Source organism: Paraburkholderia terricola (genome assembly GCF_003330825.1).
Lineage (GTDB): Bacteria > Pseudomonadota > Gammaproteobacteria > Burkholderiales > Burkholderiaceae > Paraburkholderia > Paraburkholderia terricola.
In genome coordinates, this window is the sequence record NZ_CP024941.1 from 1900606 (window position 1) to 1915648 (window position 15043).

Consider the following 15043-nt stretch of genomic DNA (forward strand, 5'->3'; position numbering starts at 1 on the left):
ACACGGAAAGACAGGCAAGCCAGCCGGGAAGCAGGATGAAAGAAGCAAGAAGCCCAGACACACGCCGCAGCAACCGATACGGGATCGAATTGTGAGCAATCAAATCTCTCCATACATGGCCGGTCCGGTTCGGACCGAAGAAGAGGACGTCGTCCTCGGGCAACTGGTGCAGGTGATCCTCGACGACATCTGGTGGCTGATCGCCATTGCCGCGGTGATCGTCGGCATGGCGGGCGCGTACTGCTACCTTGCCAAGCCGGTGTATTCGGCCGACGCGCACGTGCGCGTCGAGCAGTCCGACAACACCTCGCAGGCGCTCACGCAGACGCAGACGGGCGCGGCGATCACCACCGGCTCCACCTCGCTGCCGACCGACGCCGAAATCGAGATCATCAAGAGCCGCGGCGTGGTCGCGCCCGTGGTGCAGCAGTTGAAGCTGAACTTCAGCGTCACGCCGAAGATGTTCCCCTTGCTCGGCAGCATCGCCGCGCGCATGGCGAGCCCCGGCCAGCCGGCGCGGCCGTGGCTCGGTCTGTCGTCGTATGCATGGGGCGGCGAGGTGGGCGACGTCGATTCGATCGACGTGGTGCCCGCGCTGGAAGGCCAGAAGCTCACGATGAAGGCCATCGACGACCAGCACTACGAGCTCTACGCGCCGAACGGCACGCTGCTGCTGCGCGGCCAGGTCGGCCAGCAGGAGCAGGGCGGCGGCGTGACGATGCTCGTGAACAAACTGGTGGCGCGTCCGGGCGAGCAGTTCACCGTGATGCGCGCGAACGATCTCGACGCGATCACCGCGTTCCAGTCGGCGATCAGCGTGCAGGAGCAGGGCAAGCAGACCGGCGTGATCCAGATCTCGCTGGAGGACAAGGACCCGGCGCACGCGGCCGAGGTCGCCAACGCGCTCGCGCAGTCGTATGTGCGCCAGCACGTGCTGAACAAGCAGGCCGACGCGAGCAAGATGCTCGACTTCCTGAAGAGCGAGGAGCCGCGCCTGAAGTCCGATCTCGAACGCGCCGAGGCCGCGCTGACCGCGTATCAGCGTCAATCCGGCTCGATCAACGCGAGCGAGGAAGCCAAGGTCTACCTGGAAGGCAGCGTGCAGTACGAGCAGCAGATCGCCGGCTTGCGTCTGCAGATGGCGCAGCTCACCGAGCGTTACGGCGACGACCACCCGACGCTCAAGGCCGCGCGCGAACAGATGGCCGAATTGCAGGCGCAGCGCGCCAAGTACGCCGACCGCTTCCGCGATCTGCCGGCCACCGAAGTAAAGGCCGTGCAGTTGCAGCGCGACGCGAAGGTCGCCGAGGACATCTACGTGCTGCTGCTCAACCGCGTGCAGGAGCTCTCGGTGCAGAAGGCCGGCACCGGCGGCAACGTGCATATCGTCGACGCCGCGTTGCGCCCCGGCGTGCCGGTCAAGCCGAAGAAGGTGCTGATCCTGTCGGCGGCGGTGATTCTCGGCCTGATCGCGGGCACGGGTTTCGTGTTCCTGCGCCGCAATATGTTCAAGGGCATCGACGACCCCGACCACATCGAGCGCGCATTCCATCTGCCGGTGTTCGGCCTCGTGCCGTTGAGCCCCGAGCAGGCGCTGCTCGAAAGCAGTTTCGAGCGCGGCGGCGAACGCCTGCGCTCGGTGCTGGCGAACGCGCGGCCGAAGGACGTCACGATCGAAAGCCTGCGCAGCCTGCGCACCTCCATGCAGTTCACGATGCTCGACGCGAAGAATCGCATCGTCATGCTGACGGGCCCGATGGCCGGCGTCGGCAAGAGCTTCCTGACGGTCAATCTCGCGGTGCTGCTGGCGAATTCGGGCAAGCGCGTGCTGTTGATCGACGGCGACATGCGCCGCGGCGTGCTCGAACGCTATCTGGGCGGCGCCCAGGACAATGGCCTGTCCGAATTGCTGAGCGGCCAGATCTCGCTGGAGGAAGCGATCCGCAACGCGCCCGTGGAAGGCTTGAGCTTCATTTCGTGCGGCCGCCGTCCGCCGAATCCGTCGGAGCTGCTGATGTCGCCGCGTCTGCCGCAATACCTCGACGGCCTCGCCAAGCGCTACGACGTGATCCTGATCGACACGCCGCCGGTGCTGGCGGTGACCGATGCGTCGATCATCGGCGCGTATGCCGGCTCGACCTTCTTCGTGATGCGCTCGGGCGTGCACAGCGAGGGCGAGATCGCCGACGCGCTCAAGCGTTTGCGGGCCGCCGGCGTGCACGTGCAGGGCGGCATCTTCAACGGCATGCCGGCGCGCGCGCGCGGCGGCTACGACCGCAGCTATGCGGCGGTTCAGGAATATCTGAGCACCTGAGGTGAGGCGCGTTGACGAGCCCCTGAACTTCGCGCGCATTCGAAAGCTGTCGCAATGACGATAACAAAGGACATCACGATGAAAGTGACGGTACTGGTTCCGACTTACCGCCGCCCGGCCGATCTGGCGCGCTGCCTCGCGGCGCTGCAACGGCAATCGCGCGCGCCGGACGAAGTGGTGGTGGTGGCGCGCGCCGACGACGAAGCGACCCATGCCTGTCTGCGCGATCCGGCGGTGCCGGGCAAGCTGCCGCTCGCCGTGGCGCTGGTCGACGTGCCGGGCCAGGTCGCGGCGCTCAATCGCGGACTGGACGCCGCCACGGGCGACGTGATCGCGATCACCGACGACGACGCCGCGCCGCACGCCGACTGGGTCGAACGCATCGCGGCCGCGTTCGAAAACGATGCGCGCCTCGGCGCGCTCGGCGGACGCGACTGGGTGCATGAAAAAGGCCGCGTGCTCGACGGCCAGCGGCCGCTGGTGGGCAAGGTCACCGCGCACGGCAAGATCATCGGCAATCATCATCTCGGCGTGGGCGGCGCGCGCGAAGTCGACATCCTGAAGGGCGCCAACATGAGCTACCGGCGCGATGCGGTGCGCGCCATCCGCTTCGACGCGCGTTTGCGCGGCGCGGGCGCGCAGGTCCACAACGACATGGCCTTCAGCCTCGCCGTGAAGAACGCCGGCTGGAAGCTGATGTACGACCCGCGCGTGGCGGTCGATCACTTCCCCGCCGAACGTTTCGACGACGACCGGCGCGACGCGCAGACCATGACCGCGTTGCGCAACGCCGCCTTCAACTTCCATCTGATCCTGCGCGACCAGTTGCCGCCGCTGCGCCGCGAAACCGCGTGGTGGTGGTGGACGCTGGTCGGCACGCGGGTCTATCCGGGACTCACGCACGCGGCGCTCGCGCTCGTGTCGAGGCAGGCGGCCCTGAAGCTGTCGCGCTGGCGGGCGGTGCGCACCGGCGCGCACGAGGCGCGCCGCGCGCTGTCACGCGCCGCGTGAGCGAAACCAGCGACATGTCCGGCACGTTCGTGCATCGGCCGGCGCGCGGGCACGCGCGCGGCGATGCCCCTTTCCACCGGCAGACCGGAGTGACTGCATGAGTACGAAAGTTCACGTTCACCTGTTTTATGGCGCCGACCCGCGTTTTTATCGACCGGGCGACAACATCGGCTGCCTGTATGGCTATCACCACGCGGAATCCGACGCGTTCGCGCTGACCTATTCGCAGGACGCGCGCGAAGGCAAGGCCGCGCGCCTCTTGCGCCGCGCGCTGAAGGCGGCGCTCGGCTTCGACTTCATCCACACGTGGCGCAACCGCGCCGACATGCTGCGCGCCGACGTGATCTGGACGCACACCGAACAGGAATGGCTCTCCGCCGCGCTGATGCTGCTGCTCTCCGGCCGCAAGGCGGGCGCCGACTCCTCTCCCTTGCTGCTCGCGCAAAGCGTGTGGCTGCTCGACAAGTGGCCTTCGTACGGGATGCTGCGTAGCTGGCTGTATCGCAAGCTGATGACGCGCGCCGATCAGTTGACCACGCTCGCCAGCGAAAACGCCGAGCTGTGCCGGCGCTATTTCGACCGCGATGCGAAGCCGCTGCTCTACGGCCTGAATACGCAGGACTTTCCGGTGCGCGCGCCGAGCGAGTGGAAGCCGCACACGCCGCTGCGCATCGCCGCGATCGGCAACGACCGCGACCGCGATTGGGAGACGCTCATCAAGGCGCTCGGCAACGACGACCGCTACACGGTGAAACTCGCGACGCGCCGCCGGATTCCCGCCTCGTTGCGCGCGCCGAACGTCGAGATCGCGCTGTTCTCGGGCATCAAAAAGCAACACGAACTGTACGACTGGGCCGACGTGATCGTCGTGCCGCTGCGGCCCAATACGCACGCTTCGGGCATCACCGTGATGCTGGAGGCGGCCGCCGTCGGCAAGCCGATGGTGGTGACCAACGTCGGCGCGTTGCAGGATTATTTCCCGGCGGGCGAGGCCGCGTATATCCCGCCGTTCAATCCGCAGGCGCTGCGCGAAGCGGTGGACCGGCTCGTCGCGTCGCCGGCCGAAGCCTTGCAGCAGGCCCAGGCGGCGGCGGCCGGTTTGCTGTCGCGCGATCTGACCACCCAAAGCTACGCGATGCAGCACGTGCGGATCACGCAGGACATGCTGCGGGCGCGCGCGGCGTTGCGCGGGCGCATGGCGGGTGCGGGTGCGGGTGCAGGCGCGGGTGCAGGCACAAGCGGTTCCGCCGGACAGCGCGCGCGCGAATCGCGCGGAGGCTTCTAAACGATGTCGACGATCACGCGAGCCGGCGCCGACGGCGCACCGCGAGCCGTCTCCAACGGCCGCAAGGAGTGGATGCCGGAGGCGCTGCTGTGGCTGATCACGGCGCTCATGATCGGCGCGCGTCAGGGCACGGTGCTCACGCTCGCGTTTCCGCTGCTCGCGATCCTCACGGGCCTGTGGCTGTATTTCAGGAATCCGGCGCGCTACATCGGTTTCATGTGGTGGCTGTGGTTCCTGAGCCCGGAAGTGCGGCGTCTCGCCGACTGGTCCAAGGGCTCGTTCACGCCCACCAGCCTGATCCAGGTCGCGCCGCTCGCGGTGACGATGATCAGCGCGTTCTCGTTGCTGCGCTACTACCGGCTGCTGTCGCAGCGGCGCGGCTTGCCGGTGCTGCTGGTGCTGCTCGGGCTCGCCTACGCGTTCATGATCGGCGTGATGTCGAGCGGGCCGCTCGCCGCCACCTACGACCTCGCGAACTGGCTCTATCCGATCCTGATCGGCTTTCACATCATGGCGCACACGCGCCAGTATCCGCAGTACCGCGACACCATCGTCAACACCTTCATCTGGGGCATGCTGGTGATGGGCGGCTACGGGCTGATCCAGTTCTTCATCATGCCGCAGTGGGACGCGCTGTGGATGCTCGGCTCGCAGATGAACTCGCAAGGCGACGCCGTGCCGATGGGTGTGCGCGTGTTCAGCACGATGAATTCGTCGGGCCCGTTCGCGTTCGCGATGATGGGCGCGATGGTCTTCGTGATGGCGGCCACGCACCGCGTGCGCTGGATCGCCGCGGCGCTCGGCTTCTTCTCGTTCGCGCTGAGCCTCGTGCGTTCGACGTGGGGCGGCTGGATCGTCGCGCTCCTGATTCAACTGGTCAAATCGAACAACAAGGTGCGCGTGCGCATCATCGCGAGCGCGGTGCTGCTCGCGGGCCTGTGCGTGCCGTTGCTCGCGGTCGGCCCGGTGGCCGAGCGGATGCAGGCGCGGCTCTCCACCATCGTCAACCTGAACGACGACCAGAGCTACGCCGCGCGTAACGAGTTCTACGCGACCTTCGCGAAAACCGCCTTTACCGACGTGGCCGGCGAGGGCATGGGCGCGACCGGCACCTCCACCAAGCTCTCGAACGACGGCGGCCAGCTCGGCCAGTACGGCAACTTCGACAGCGGCGTGATGAACATTCCGTTCGTGCTCGGCTGGCCCGGCACGCTGCTGTACATGTCCGGCATCGTCTGGCTGGTGGTGCGCGCGGTGCTCGCGTCGTTCAGGATGCGCAACGACAAGTTCGTGTCCGCCTGCCTGAGCCTGAGTCTCGCGACCTTCGCGATGCTGGTGTTCACCAATTCGCTGGTCGGCACAGGCGGACTGCTGCTTTTCATGAGTGTTTTTTCGATCCTTTCTGCGGTGCACTACGAAAAAATGAACCGCAGACGCACGCTATTTGTCCACGGAGGCACTGAGTGAGAGTCGCCATTGTCACGCACGTCGTGCGCCATAACGACGGCCAGGGGCGCGTCAACCACGAGATCGCGCGCGCCGCGCTCGACGAGAACATCGGCGTCACGCTGGTCGCCTCGCACGTCGCGCCCGATCTGCTCGCCCACCCCAACGTCCGCTGGGTGCCGATGAAAATCGGCCGCTGGTGGCCCACCAATCTGCTGCGCCAGCAGGTGTTCGCGTTCAAGAGCGCGATGTGGCTGCGCGCGCATCGCAGCGAATACGACGTGCTGCACGTGAACGGCTTCATCACGTGGATGCCCGCCGACGTCAACACCTCGCACTTCGTGCATAGCGGCTGGTTCGGCAGCAAGTACTATCCGTTCGGGCTTACCAAGGGCGTGTGGTCCGCGTATCAGTCGATCTATACGCGCTGCAACGCGCTGCTCGAACGCTGGGCCTACCGCCGCTCGAAGGTCATCACGGCGGTGTCGCAGAAGGTCGCCGACGAGATTCGCGCGATCGGCCTCACGCCGGATAACCGCGTCGATGTGATCTACAACGGCGTCGACACGCAAGGCTTCGCCGCAGCCACCGGCGACCGCGAGAAATTCGGCTTGCCGAAGGACGCGTTCCTGCTGCTGTTCGTCGGCGACTTGCGCACGCCGCGCAAGAACCTCGGCACGGTGCTCGCCGCGCTCAAGCATCTGCCCGGGCATGTGCAGATGGCGGTGGCCGGTTTTCTGCCGGGCAGTCCCTATCCTGAAGAAGCGAAGGCGCTCGGCATCGCGCATCGCGTGCATTTTCTGGGGCTCGTGAAGGAGATGCCGGTGCTGATGCATTCGGTCGACGCCTTCGTGTTTCCCTCGCGCTATGAAGCGATGAGCCTGTCGCTGCTCGAGGCGATGGCGGCGGGTCTGCCCGTCGTCACCGCGCGCACGGCGGGCGGCGCCGAGATCATCACGCCGGAATGCGGCATCGTGCTCGACGACCCGGACGATCCCAAGGCGCTGGCCGGCGCGGTCGCGCGTCTCGCCGACAACGACGGCGCGCGGCGCGCGATGGGTGTCGCCGCCAACGAACTCGCCACCGGCTTCGGCTGGGCCCGGATGGCCGCGCAATACATCGCGCTGTACCGGCAACTGGAAGGGCAGCAGAAAAACCGCCGGCGCAGCGACGCGGAAGCGGCGGTGGTCGCCAAGACCGACGCGTTGACGCTGAACACGCTGGCCGGACAGAAGAGCGCCGAATGATCGCGCGGACCTCGCTTGCACGATCGCGCGCCGCATCGCTTGACTCACACAACTCACAGAACGCACAGGGGCAACAACCATGACGACGAGCTCAATCAAATCGCTGCAGATCGGGATGCACTGGTTCCCCGAGCGCGCGGGCGGCCTCGACCGCATGTACTACTCGCTGGTCGGCGCGCTGCCGGGCGCGGGCGTCGCGGTGCGCGGCGTGGTGGCCGGCTCGCCCAAGGTGGCCGCGGACACCGGCGGCGCGATCAACGGCTTCGGCTCCGCCGCGCAATCGCTGCCGCTGCGGCTGATGGCCGCGCGCCGCGCGCTGCGTCAGGAAATCAGCCGGTCGCGCCCCGACGTGATCTCGTCGCACTTCGCGCTGTACACGTTTCCGGGGCTCGACGTGACGCGCGGCATTCCGCAGGTCTCGCATTTTCAGGGACCGTGGGCCGACGAGAGTCATGTGGAAGGCGCCGACTCGCTCGGCCAGCGCGCCAAGCGCTATCTGGAGCAATCGGTGTATGCGCGCTCGTCGCGGCTGATCGTGCTGTCCGAGGCGTTCGGCAAGATTCTGACTTCGCGCTATCGCATCGCGCCGGAGCGGGTGCGCGTGGTGCCCGGCTGCGTGGACGTCGAGCAGTTCAATCTGCCGATCACGCCGGCCGAGGCGCGCCTCAAACTGCAATTGCCGCAAGACCGGCCGATCGTGCTGGCGGTGCGGCGTCTGGTGCGCCGCATGGGTCTGGAGGATCTGATCGACGCGGTGAAGCTGCTCAAGCGCAGCGAGCCCGACGTGCTGCTGTTGATCGCGGGCAAGGGGCGGCTCGAAGGCGAGTTGCAGGCGCGCATCAGCGAGGCCGGGCTGGAGAACAACGTCAAGTTGCTGGGCTTCGTGCCCGATCAGCATCTGGCGGCGTTGTACCGCGCGGCGAATATCAGCGTGGTGCCGACGGTGGCGCTGGAAGGCTTTGGGCTGATCACCGTCGAATCGCTGGCGTCGGGCACGCCGGTATTGGTGACCCCGGTGGGCGGTTTGCCGGAAGCGGTGGCGGGTTTGTCGCCGAACCTGGTGCTGCCGGAGACGGGCGCGAAGGCAATCGCCGAAGGCCTGGCGGGCGCGTTGAACGGCTCGCTGAAGATGCCGGATTCGGATGCGTGCCGCCGCTACGCGCGTGAGAACTTCGATAACTCGGTGATCGCGAAGCGGGTCGCCGCGGTGTATGGCGAGGCGATCGCGGCGGGTGGGGTGCATTGAAGCAAGGCCACGCGCTGCTCCGCGCGGAGGGTGCATGGATGGGGCGGCTTCGGCCGCTCATTATCGTGGCCGTTGAAGCGTGGTCGTTGAAGCGTTGTGGTTAAAGCGCTGTCGCTAAAGCGCTAAGTTAGCGGTCGGCAAGCGCTGCGTTTGTCGTTTTCCAGCTAAGCAATAGACCGGTTTGTCGCTATCCAGCTTTTCCCCGGAAAGCAATCCCACTCCGCGAAATCATTCACGGCCTCCGGACACTACGGTATAGACCGTCGAGTCCGGAGGCCGTGACGCGGCAAACGCGCTCAGATCAAAACGTCTCGTGATGCTCGTTGCGCCCGATATCCGCATGAACCATCATGTGGCATAGCTGTTCGAGCGTGGTTTCCGGCTTCCAGCCGAGCTTCTCATGCGCCTTGTCGGCGCAGCCGATCAGCAGATCCACTTCGGCCGGACGGTAGAACTTCGGATTCACGCGCACCAGGGTCTTGCCGGTGGCGACGTCGATACCGATCTCGCGTTCCTCCTTGCCCGACCACTCGATCTGATAACCCGCCGCGGCAAACGCCATGAGCACGAAGTCGCGGACCGTTTCGGTGCGGCCGGTGGCGAGCACGAAGGTATCCGGTTCATCGGCTTGCAGCATGCGCCACATGCCTTCCACGTATTCGAGCGCGAAACCCCAGTCGCGCTTCGCGCTCAGGTTGCCGAGTTCCAGCACGTCCTGCTTGCCGAGCTTGATCTTGGCGACGGTGTCGGTGATCTTGCGCGTGACGAATTCGCGGCCACGTAGCGGCGATTCGTGATTGAACAGAATCCCGCTGCTCGCGAAGAGGCCATACGATTCGCGGTAGTTGATGGTCGACCAGTGCGCGAACAGCTTGGCCACGCCATACGGGCTGCGCGGATAGAAGGGCGTGTCCTCGCGTTGCGGCACCGCTTGCACGAGGCCGAACATTTCCGAGGTCGACGCCTGGTAGTAACGGGTCTTCGGATTCAGAATGCGGATGCCTTCCAGCAGATTCAGCGCGCCGATGCCGGTCACTTCGGCGGTGGTCACAGGCTGGTCGAACGAGACGCCCACGAAGCTTTGCGCGGCGAGGTTATAGAGCTCGTCGGCCTGCGCGCCTTCGAGCAGGCGCAGCGTGGAGCCGAGGTCGGTCAGATCGTGTTCGACCAGACGCAGATTCGGATGATCGAGCACGCCGAGCTCACGCATGCGCCAGAAGTTGACGGAACTGGTGCGCCGGTACGTGCCGGTCACGTGATAGCCCTTGTCGAGCAGCAGTTTGGTCAGATAGGCGCCGTCCTGTCCGGATACGCCGGTGATGATCGCTTTGCGTGGTTGGCTCATAGCTTGCCTTCGATATTGGTAAAAGAGAAAGAGAAGAAGCATTCGCGCCGGCTACGGCGCATGTCATTGGCACACTTTTGTCGACGAACACAGCGGCACGGTCATTGGCACATCAAGCGGCACACCCCGCGGCAACACTCGAAAAGCGCCTGTCGGAAGCACGCTTCTTCGCGAGCCACTCACAAGGCGCACCCCAGGCGCACCCCAGGCGCACCCGAAAAAAGCTTCAAAGCGCGCCGTCCAGCAGTCGCCGCACCAGCGGATCGACGATTTGAAAATCTTCCTCGGCCTTGAGCCGGTACAAGCCCGGCTTCGGATGCGCGCCGTCGGACATCAGCGTCTTCCAGTCGGGCAAATTGCTGATGTAGGCGAACTGGTCGACGAGCGGCACCTGCTGTTCGGCGGCCACGCGGCGCGTCATCGCCACCATCGCGGCGAGCCGCGCGTTGAGCCGGCCGTCGGGCATCGGATTCGAGGTCTGCAGAACCGGCTCCTTGCCGAGCGCGCGGGCGGTTTTCACGAGCGCCGTTTCGGCCGCGTAGAACGCCTCGGGCGTCTGGTTCTGCATGACTTCGTTGATGCCGTAATTGATCAGCACGATCTCCGCGGGCGACGCGGCGAGCCGCTCCTGCCACGGCAGCCCGGCGCTCGGGCCGGCGCGGCGGTTGCCGGTGCCGTCGCGCAGTTGCGTCGCCATCGTGCCGCCCACGCCGTAGTTCGTGACGCGCACGCGTTCGCCGTGCCGCGCCTGCAATTCATCCTGCAAAAAAGCCACGGCGTTTTGCGCCTGCGGGCCGCAATGACCGTCGCTGCATGTGATGCCGAGCGTGGTCGAATCGCCATAGGCGTCGATCAGCACCTGGGCCGGTTTTGCACGCGCCTGCGTCGGCTGAATTTGCGTGGCCCGGATTTGCGTCGCCTGGGTTTGCGTCAAATTCGTCGGCTTCGCCGGGCTTGCGTCCACGCTGGCCGCATGCGCGCCGGCCGGCAACGAAAGCAGCGCAAACGACAGCAGCGCGAGCGAAGCCAGCGCCGCGGTAGTCCTCAAGCTCGCTCTGCGCCATCCGCCGCGCCTCATGCACGGCTGCGCGGCGCTTGCGACGCGGCCCCGCCACGGCCCGTGGCCGGCGCTTGCGGCGCCGCCCACGTGACGCCCGCGCCCGGCACCGGCGCTTGCGCCGCTTTGCCGCCCGCGCCGAAAATCAGCCGCTTCTCGAACGCGAACCACGTGATGCTCGCGTAGGCGAGCGTGATCGCGAGCGCGAGCGCCGCGGTCATGTAGCGGTTCAGATGCAGCGGCCACAGCGCGTACAGCACGCTCAGGTGAATCAGATAAACCGTGTAGCTGATGGTGCCGATATAGACCAGCACCGGATTGCACAGCAGCCGCTTGACGATGCCCTTGCTTTGCAGGGCGATGACCACGACGGACGTGCAAAGCACCAACGAAACGCTGTAGAGCCCCGCGTTGGAGAGCGGCGTATTGGCCGCGCGAAAACGCGGGTAATGCAGATGCAGCCACGCCAGCACGGCGAGCGCGGCGAATACGCCGAGCACCGCGACGCCCTTGAACGGTTCGAGCGCGTCGCGATCGCGCCGCACGGCGACCGCGAGCAGCGCGCCGGCCGCGAGCAGGTCCATGCGAAACGGCGTCAGGTAATAGATCGGCCAGAACGAATCGAACCAGGGCGTGGCGACCGCGCGCAGCACCGGCACGAGCAGGATCAACGCGGCCGCGACGTAGCCGAGCACGCGCTCGGGCACGAGCAGGATCACGAACGGCCAGAAAATATAAAACTGCTCCTCGACGGCGAGCGACCACAGCACGTTCAGGCTGTCGTGGCCGCTCTGGTTGAGCGCGTCGCCGATATTCGTCGCGAAGAACGCGTACCACTGCCAGTGTTGCGCCCAGCCGAGACCGAACAGCAGCGACGACACCACCATCAGCAGCAGATACGGCGGCAGGATGCGCCGCGCGCGGCGCGCGTAGAAGTAAGCGAAATACGACTGCTCGCGCGACTTGCGTTCGAGCAGGATGCCGGTAATCAGAAAGCCGCTCAGCACGAAGAACAGATCGACGCCCATCCACAGCGGCGCCTTCAGCGCGTGCTGCGCGAACACCGCGAGCACGGCGATCGCGCGCAAGCCATCGAGCTGCACGATGCGGCGGGAGTGGGAAGGCGCTAAGGGCAGGGCGCTGGCAGTCATGAACCGTCCATGGTGTGAAGCGGATGGGCCGGGCGAAGCAACGCGCGTTCGGCAACCACAGGCGCGCTCGCTTCGCGTCGCAACGGAAGTGCAATCGATTCTAGGCAAAAGAAAATCGTGAAAAAACGGGAATGAATTGGATAAATGAATCAGATTGCAACAGGGTGTTTCGTTATTCATTTCCAATGAGTTTTCATGCTTGTGCCGAAGGCGTGACGCGACGCGTAAGAACTGCGCCGTGAGCCTGGCCGCGTCGGTAAGCTTGGCTGCAACGGCCTGGCGCCGGCCAGCCCGGCGTCCATTCCGTTTTAATCGATTTTTAAATCAGTTTCTTTCATTGCGCTTAAAGCGGCGAATATTTTTGAATTATTTTCGATTTTCGTCGCGGTGTTTTTTCCGCGTAATGTGAGCCGTGTGAATTGGGTGGCCAAGGACGGCGCGTGGGCCGCACCCGGTTGTCCCGCTCGCGAGCCCGCGGCGCTGCCGCTTCCCGTTGCCTGCATGCCGCCTCGCCGTCGTTACCCGACCTCGTGTCCTGCGCGAACCGGTCTGATGTTCTTGTGTTGCTTCTGGCTTTTTTGTACCCGTTCGTATTCGTTCGCAAGCGTTCTTACCGTGACCTCACCGGATTTTTTTATCCGCGCGGGTCGTTTGCCTGAGCGCGGCGCGCCGCTGATTGGAGAAAATACTTTGCCCCGTTTCGCGTTCAAAAGCTGGTGTGCCGTGCTGGCATGTGCGGCGGGACTGGTCGCGGGATCGGTCGGCGTCACGGCTCGCGCGGAAACCGCGTTGAACGCGAAAACCTCATGGATCGGCAACACGTTCGGTTTCGGCGACGGCGCGTGGGCGCAAATCAATATCACCGCGATCGCGGTCGCGCCCGATGGCAAGGTCTATACGAACGCGCCGTGGGACGAGAGCGGCGCGGAAGCCAGCGTCTACCAGGACGGCAAGATGCTCGGCTTCGCGGGCGGCACGCACGGCTGGGGCAATAGCGGCGGCAACGCGATCGCGCTGAATCGCCAATACGCGTTCGTGGCGATCGCGGTCGGCAACGAGAAGGGGCGGCTCGTCGAGCAGGGCGTATGGCCGCAGAAGGGCAAGCAATGGTTCGGCATCTCGCGCCGGCTGATCGCCGATCCGAAGCGCGCCGCGCCGTTTCAGCCGGCCGCCAAAAGCGGCGACCCGCATGCGCAGCTCGCCGCGGGCTTCCTGATGATGAACGAAGTGCCCACCGGCACGAGCGCCGAAATCGGCGGCCTCGCGGCGAACGACACCACGCTGTTCGCGGCCAACACGGCGCGCGATCGCATCGAGGTCTACGACGCCGAATCGATGCAACAGAAAACCACCTGGACCGTGCACGAGCCGGGCCGTCTCGCGCTGGCGCCCGACGGCACGCTGTGGGTGCTGGCCGGCACGCGCAACGACCCGGCGCCGCACGTCGAGCACTACACGATCGCGGGCAAGCGCATCGACGAAAACTTCACGCTGCCCGCGGACACGCTCGCCGTCGATATCGCGGTGGACGCGCAAGGACGCATCCTGATCGCCGACAACGGTCCGCGTCAGCAGGTGCTGTTCTTCAGCAGGAGCAATGGCCGCTATGCGGAGTCGGGCTCGCTCGGCGAGCGCGGCGGCATTTTCAGCGGCGTGGCGGGCAGGCCGGGACCCCGGCGTTTCAACGGGCTGACCGGCGTGGGCGTGGATGCGCGCGGCAACGTGTATGTGTCGACCAACGGCATCGGTCCGCGCTATGAGCCGATCGGCGCGGGCCTCGGCGCCACGCTCGAAAGCTATGCGCCGGACGGCCGGCAGAACTGGCAGGTGCAAGGGCTGCTGTTCGTCGACGGCGCATGGATCGATCCGGCTCGGCCCGACAGCGTCTACACCGGCAACAAGCGCTTCGAACTCGATCTGTCGAAGCCCGCGGGGCAGGACTGGAAATACGTGGGCTTCCTGTCGAACCGCTTCAAGTATCCCGACGACCCGGTGTTTCACACCGACCAATATCCGGGGCTGCCGATCGCCCGCAAGCTCAAGGGCAAGACCTTCCTGTATCTCACCGACATGTACGCGGATCACCTGAAGATCTACCGCTTCGATCCGCAGCGCGACGGCGAGGTGGCCGCGCCCTCGGGCTTCATCGCCGGGCGCGAGCGCGCGGTGGCGAAGGTGCCGAACGCGCCGCCGGGCGGCGACTGGATCTGGCGCGACGCGAACGGCGACGGCAAATTCAATACCGACGAATTCACGCCGAACACGAGCGGCACCAAGCTCGCGGGCGGCTGGGGCTGGTGGGTCGATAGCGCGGGCGACATCTGGCGCACGCGCGACACCAAGGGCATCTACCGCTTCCGCTTCGGCGGACTCGATGCGAAGGGCAACCCCGTCTACTCGTATTCGGACCTGACGCAATACCCGGTGCCCAAGCCCTTCACCGAACTGCACCGCGCGATCTACGAACCCGACACCGACACGATGTACGTGGCCGGCTATACGGCCGACACGCCGACCGATCGCGGCTTCTGGAAGGAAGTGGGCCGCGTGCTGGTGCGCTACGACAAATGGTCGAGCGGCAACCCCGTGCAGCGCTATTCGATCACGCTGCCGTGGACCACGCAGAGCAAGCCGATCGCCACGATCATCGGGCTCACCGTCGAAGGGCAATACGTGTTCGGCGTCGAGCCGGTCGGCGCGGTGCACGTGTGGGACAAGGACAGCGGCAAGGAACTCGGCGTGATCCGGCCGGGCCCGGAAGTGGGCCGCGCGTCGGGCTGGGTCGACGTGCCCAACGGCATCAGCGCCGCGAAGCGAAGCAACGGCGAATACCTCGTGTTCGTCGAGGAAGACGCGCGCGGCAAAGTGATGATGTACCGCTGGAAACCTTGATGAAGCGCACAGAACAACAGGCAGTCAACCGTATTCAAACCCAGGGCAT

General features: G+C 65.8%; 10 protein-coding genes. 7 read left to right on the plus strand and 3 right to left on the minus strand.

What is annotated here, in order from left to right:
• Positions 1 to 115 precede the first annotated feature (115 nt).
• The 6 genes from CUJ90_RS08595 (at position 116) to CUJ90_RS08620 (ending at position 8549) form a co-directional block, all read left to right on the plus strand.
• Positions 116 to 2314: a polysaccharide biosynthesis tyrosine autokinase gene (locus CUJ90_RS08595; protein ID WP_114162423.1), complete on the plus strand. Its 2199-nt coding sequence runs from the start codon at positions 116 to 118 to the stop codon at positions 2312 to 2314.
• A gap of 78 nt (positions 2315 to 2392) precedes the next feature.
• Positions 2393 to 3325, plus strand: a complete 933-nt coding sequence (locus CUJ90_RS08600; protein ID WP_083084286.1) for a glycosyltransferase family 2 protein — start codon at positions 2393 to 2395, stop codon at positions 3323 to 3325.
• Between the two features lie 97 nt (positions 3326 to 3422).
• Positions 3423 to 4610: a glycosyltransferase gene (locus CUJ90_RS08605; RefSeq protein ID WP_114162424.1), complete on the plus strand. Its 1188-nt coding sequence runs from the start codon at positions 3423 to 3425 to the stop codon at positions 4608 to 4610.
• 3 nt (positions 4611 to 4613) lie between these two features.
• Positions 4614 to 6077, plus strand: coding sequence for a glucose-6-phosphate isomerase (locus CUJ90_RS08610; RefSeq protein ID WP_073426639.1), 1464 nt, complete (start codon positions 4614 to 4616; stop codon positions 6075 to 6077).
• Entirely contained in the window at positions 6074 to 7303 is a 1230-nt protein-coding gene (locus CUJ90_RS08615) for a glycosyltransferase family 4 protein (RefSeq protein ID WP_073426638.1), read from the plus strand. The genes CUJ90_RS08610 and CUJ90_RS08615 overlap by 4 nt, the downstream gene beginning before the upstream one ends.
• A 79-nt stretch (positions 7304 to 7382) precedes the next feature.
• A complete protein-coding gene (locus CUJ90_RS08620; RefSeq protein ID WP_083083719.1) occupies positions 7383 to 8549 on the plus strand; it encodes a glycosyltransferase family 4 protein in 1167 nt (388 codons plus the stop codon).
• Between the two features lie 301 nt (positions 8550 to 8850).
• On the opposite strand, the gene gmd is transcribed toward CUJ90_RS08620, so the two are convergent.
• From gmd to CUJ90_RS08635, 3 genes are all read right to left on the minus strand, one after another.
• A complete protein-coding gene (gene gmd / locus CUJ90_RS08625; RefSeq protein WP_073426636.1) occupies positions 8851 to 9894 on the minus strand; it encodes a GDP-mannose 4,6-dehydratase in 1044 nt (347 codons plus the stop codon).
• 226 nt (positions 9895 to 10120) lie between these two features.
• On the minus strand, positions 10121 to 10804 hold the full coding sequence (locus CUJ90_RS08630) for an SGNH/GDSL hydrolase family protein (protein WP_244220017.1): 684 nt from the start codon (positions 10802 to 10804) through the stop codon (positions 10121 to 10123).
• A gap of 164 nt (positions 10805 to 10968) precedes the next feature.
• On the minus strand, positions 10969 to 12102 hold the full coding sequence (locus CUJ90_RS08635) for an acyltransferase family protein (protein WP_073426635.1): 1134 nt from the start codon (positions 12100 to 12102) through the stop codon (positions 10969 to 10971).
• Positions 12103 to 12792: 690 nt separating this feature from the next.
• On the opposite strand from CUJ90_RS08635, the gene CUJ90_RS08640 reads away from it, so the two are divergent.
• Positions 12793 to 14994: an NHL repeat-containing protein gene (locus CUJ90_RS08640; RefSeq protein WP_114162425.1), complete on the plus strand. Its 2202-nt coding sequence runs from the start codon at positions 12793 to 12795 to the stop codon at positions 14992 to 14994.
• The last annotated feature ends 49 nt before the right edge of the window (positions 14995 to 15043 follow it).

Bases quoted from the DNA above. Each gene is read 5' to 3' on its own strand.
- CUJ90_RS08605 (WP_114162424.1), top strand. From the start codon at position 3,423: ATGAGTACGAAAGTTCACGTTCACCTGTTTTATGGCGCCGACCCGCGT.
- CUJ90_RS08620 (WP_083083719.1), top strand. From the start codon at position 7,383: ATGACGACGAGCTCAATCAAATCGCTGCAGATCGGGATGCACTGGTTC.
- CUJ90_RS08610 (WP_073426639.1), top strand. From the start codon at position 4,614: ATGTCGACGATCACGCGAGCCGGCGCCGACGGCGCACCGCGAGCCGTC.
- CUJ90_RS08595 (WP_114162423.1), top strand. From the start codon at position 116: ATGGCCGGTCCGGTTCGGACCGAAGAAGAGGACGTCGTCCTCGGGCAA.
- CUJ90_RS08600 (WP_083084286.1), top strand. From the start codon at position 2,393: ATGAAAGTGACGGTACTGGTTCCGACTTACCGCCGCCCGGCCGATCTG.
- gmd (WP_073426636.1), bottom strand. From the start codon at position 9,894: ATGAGCCAACCACGCAAAGCGATCATCACCGGCGTATCCGGACAGGAC.
- CUJ90_RS08635 (WP_073426635.1), bottom strand. From the start codon at position 12,102: ATGACTGCCAGCGCCCTGCCCTTAGCGCCTTCCCACTCCCGCCGCATC.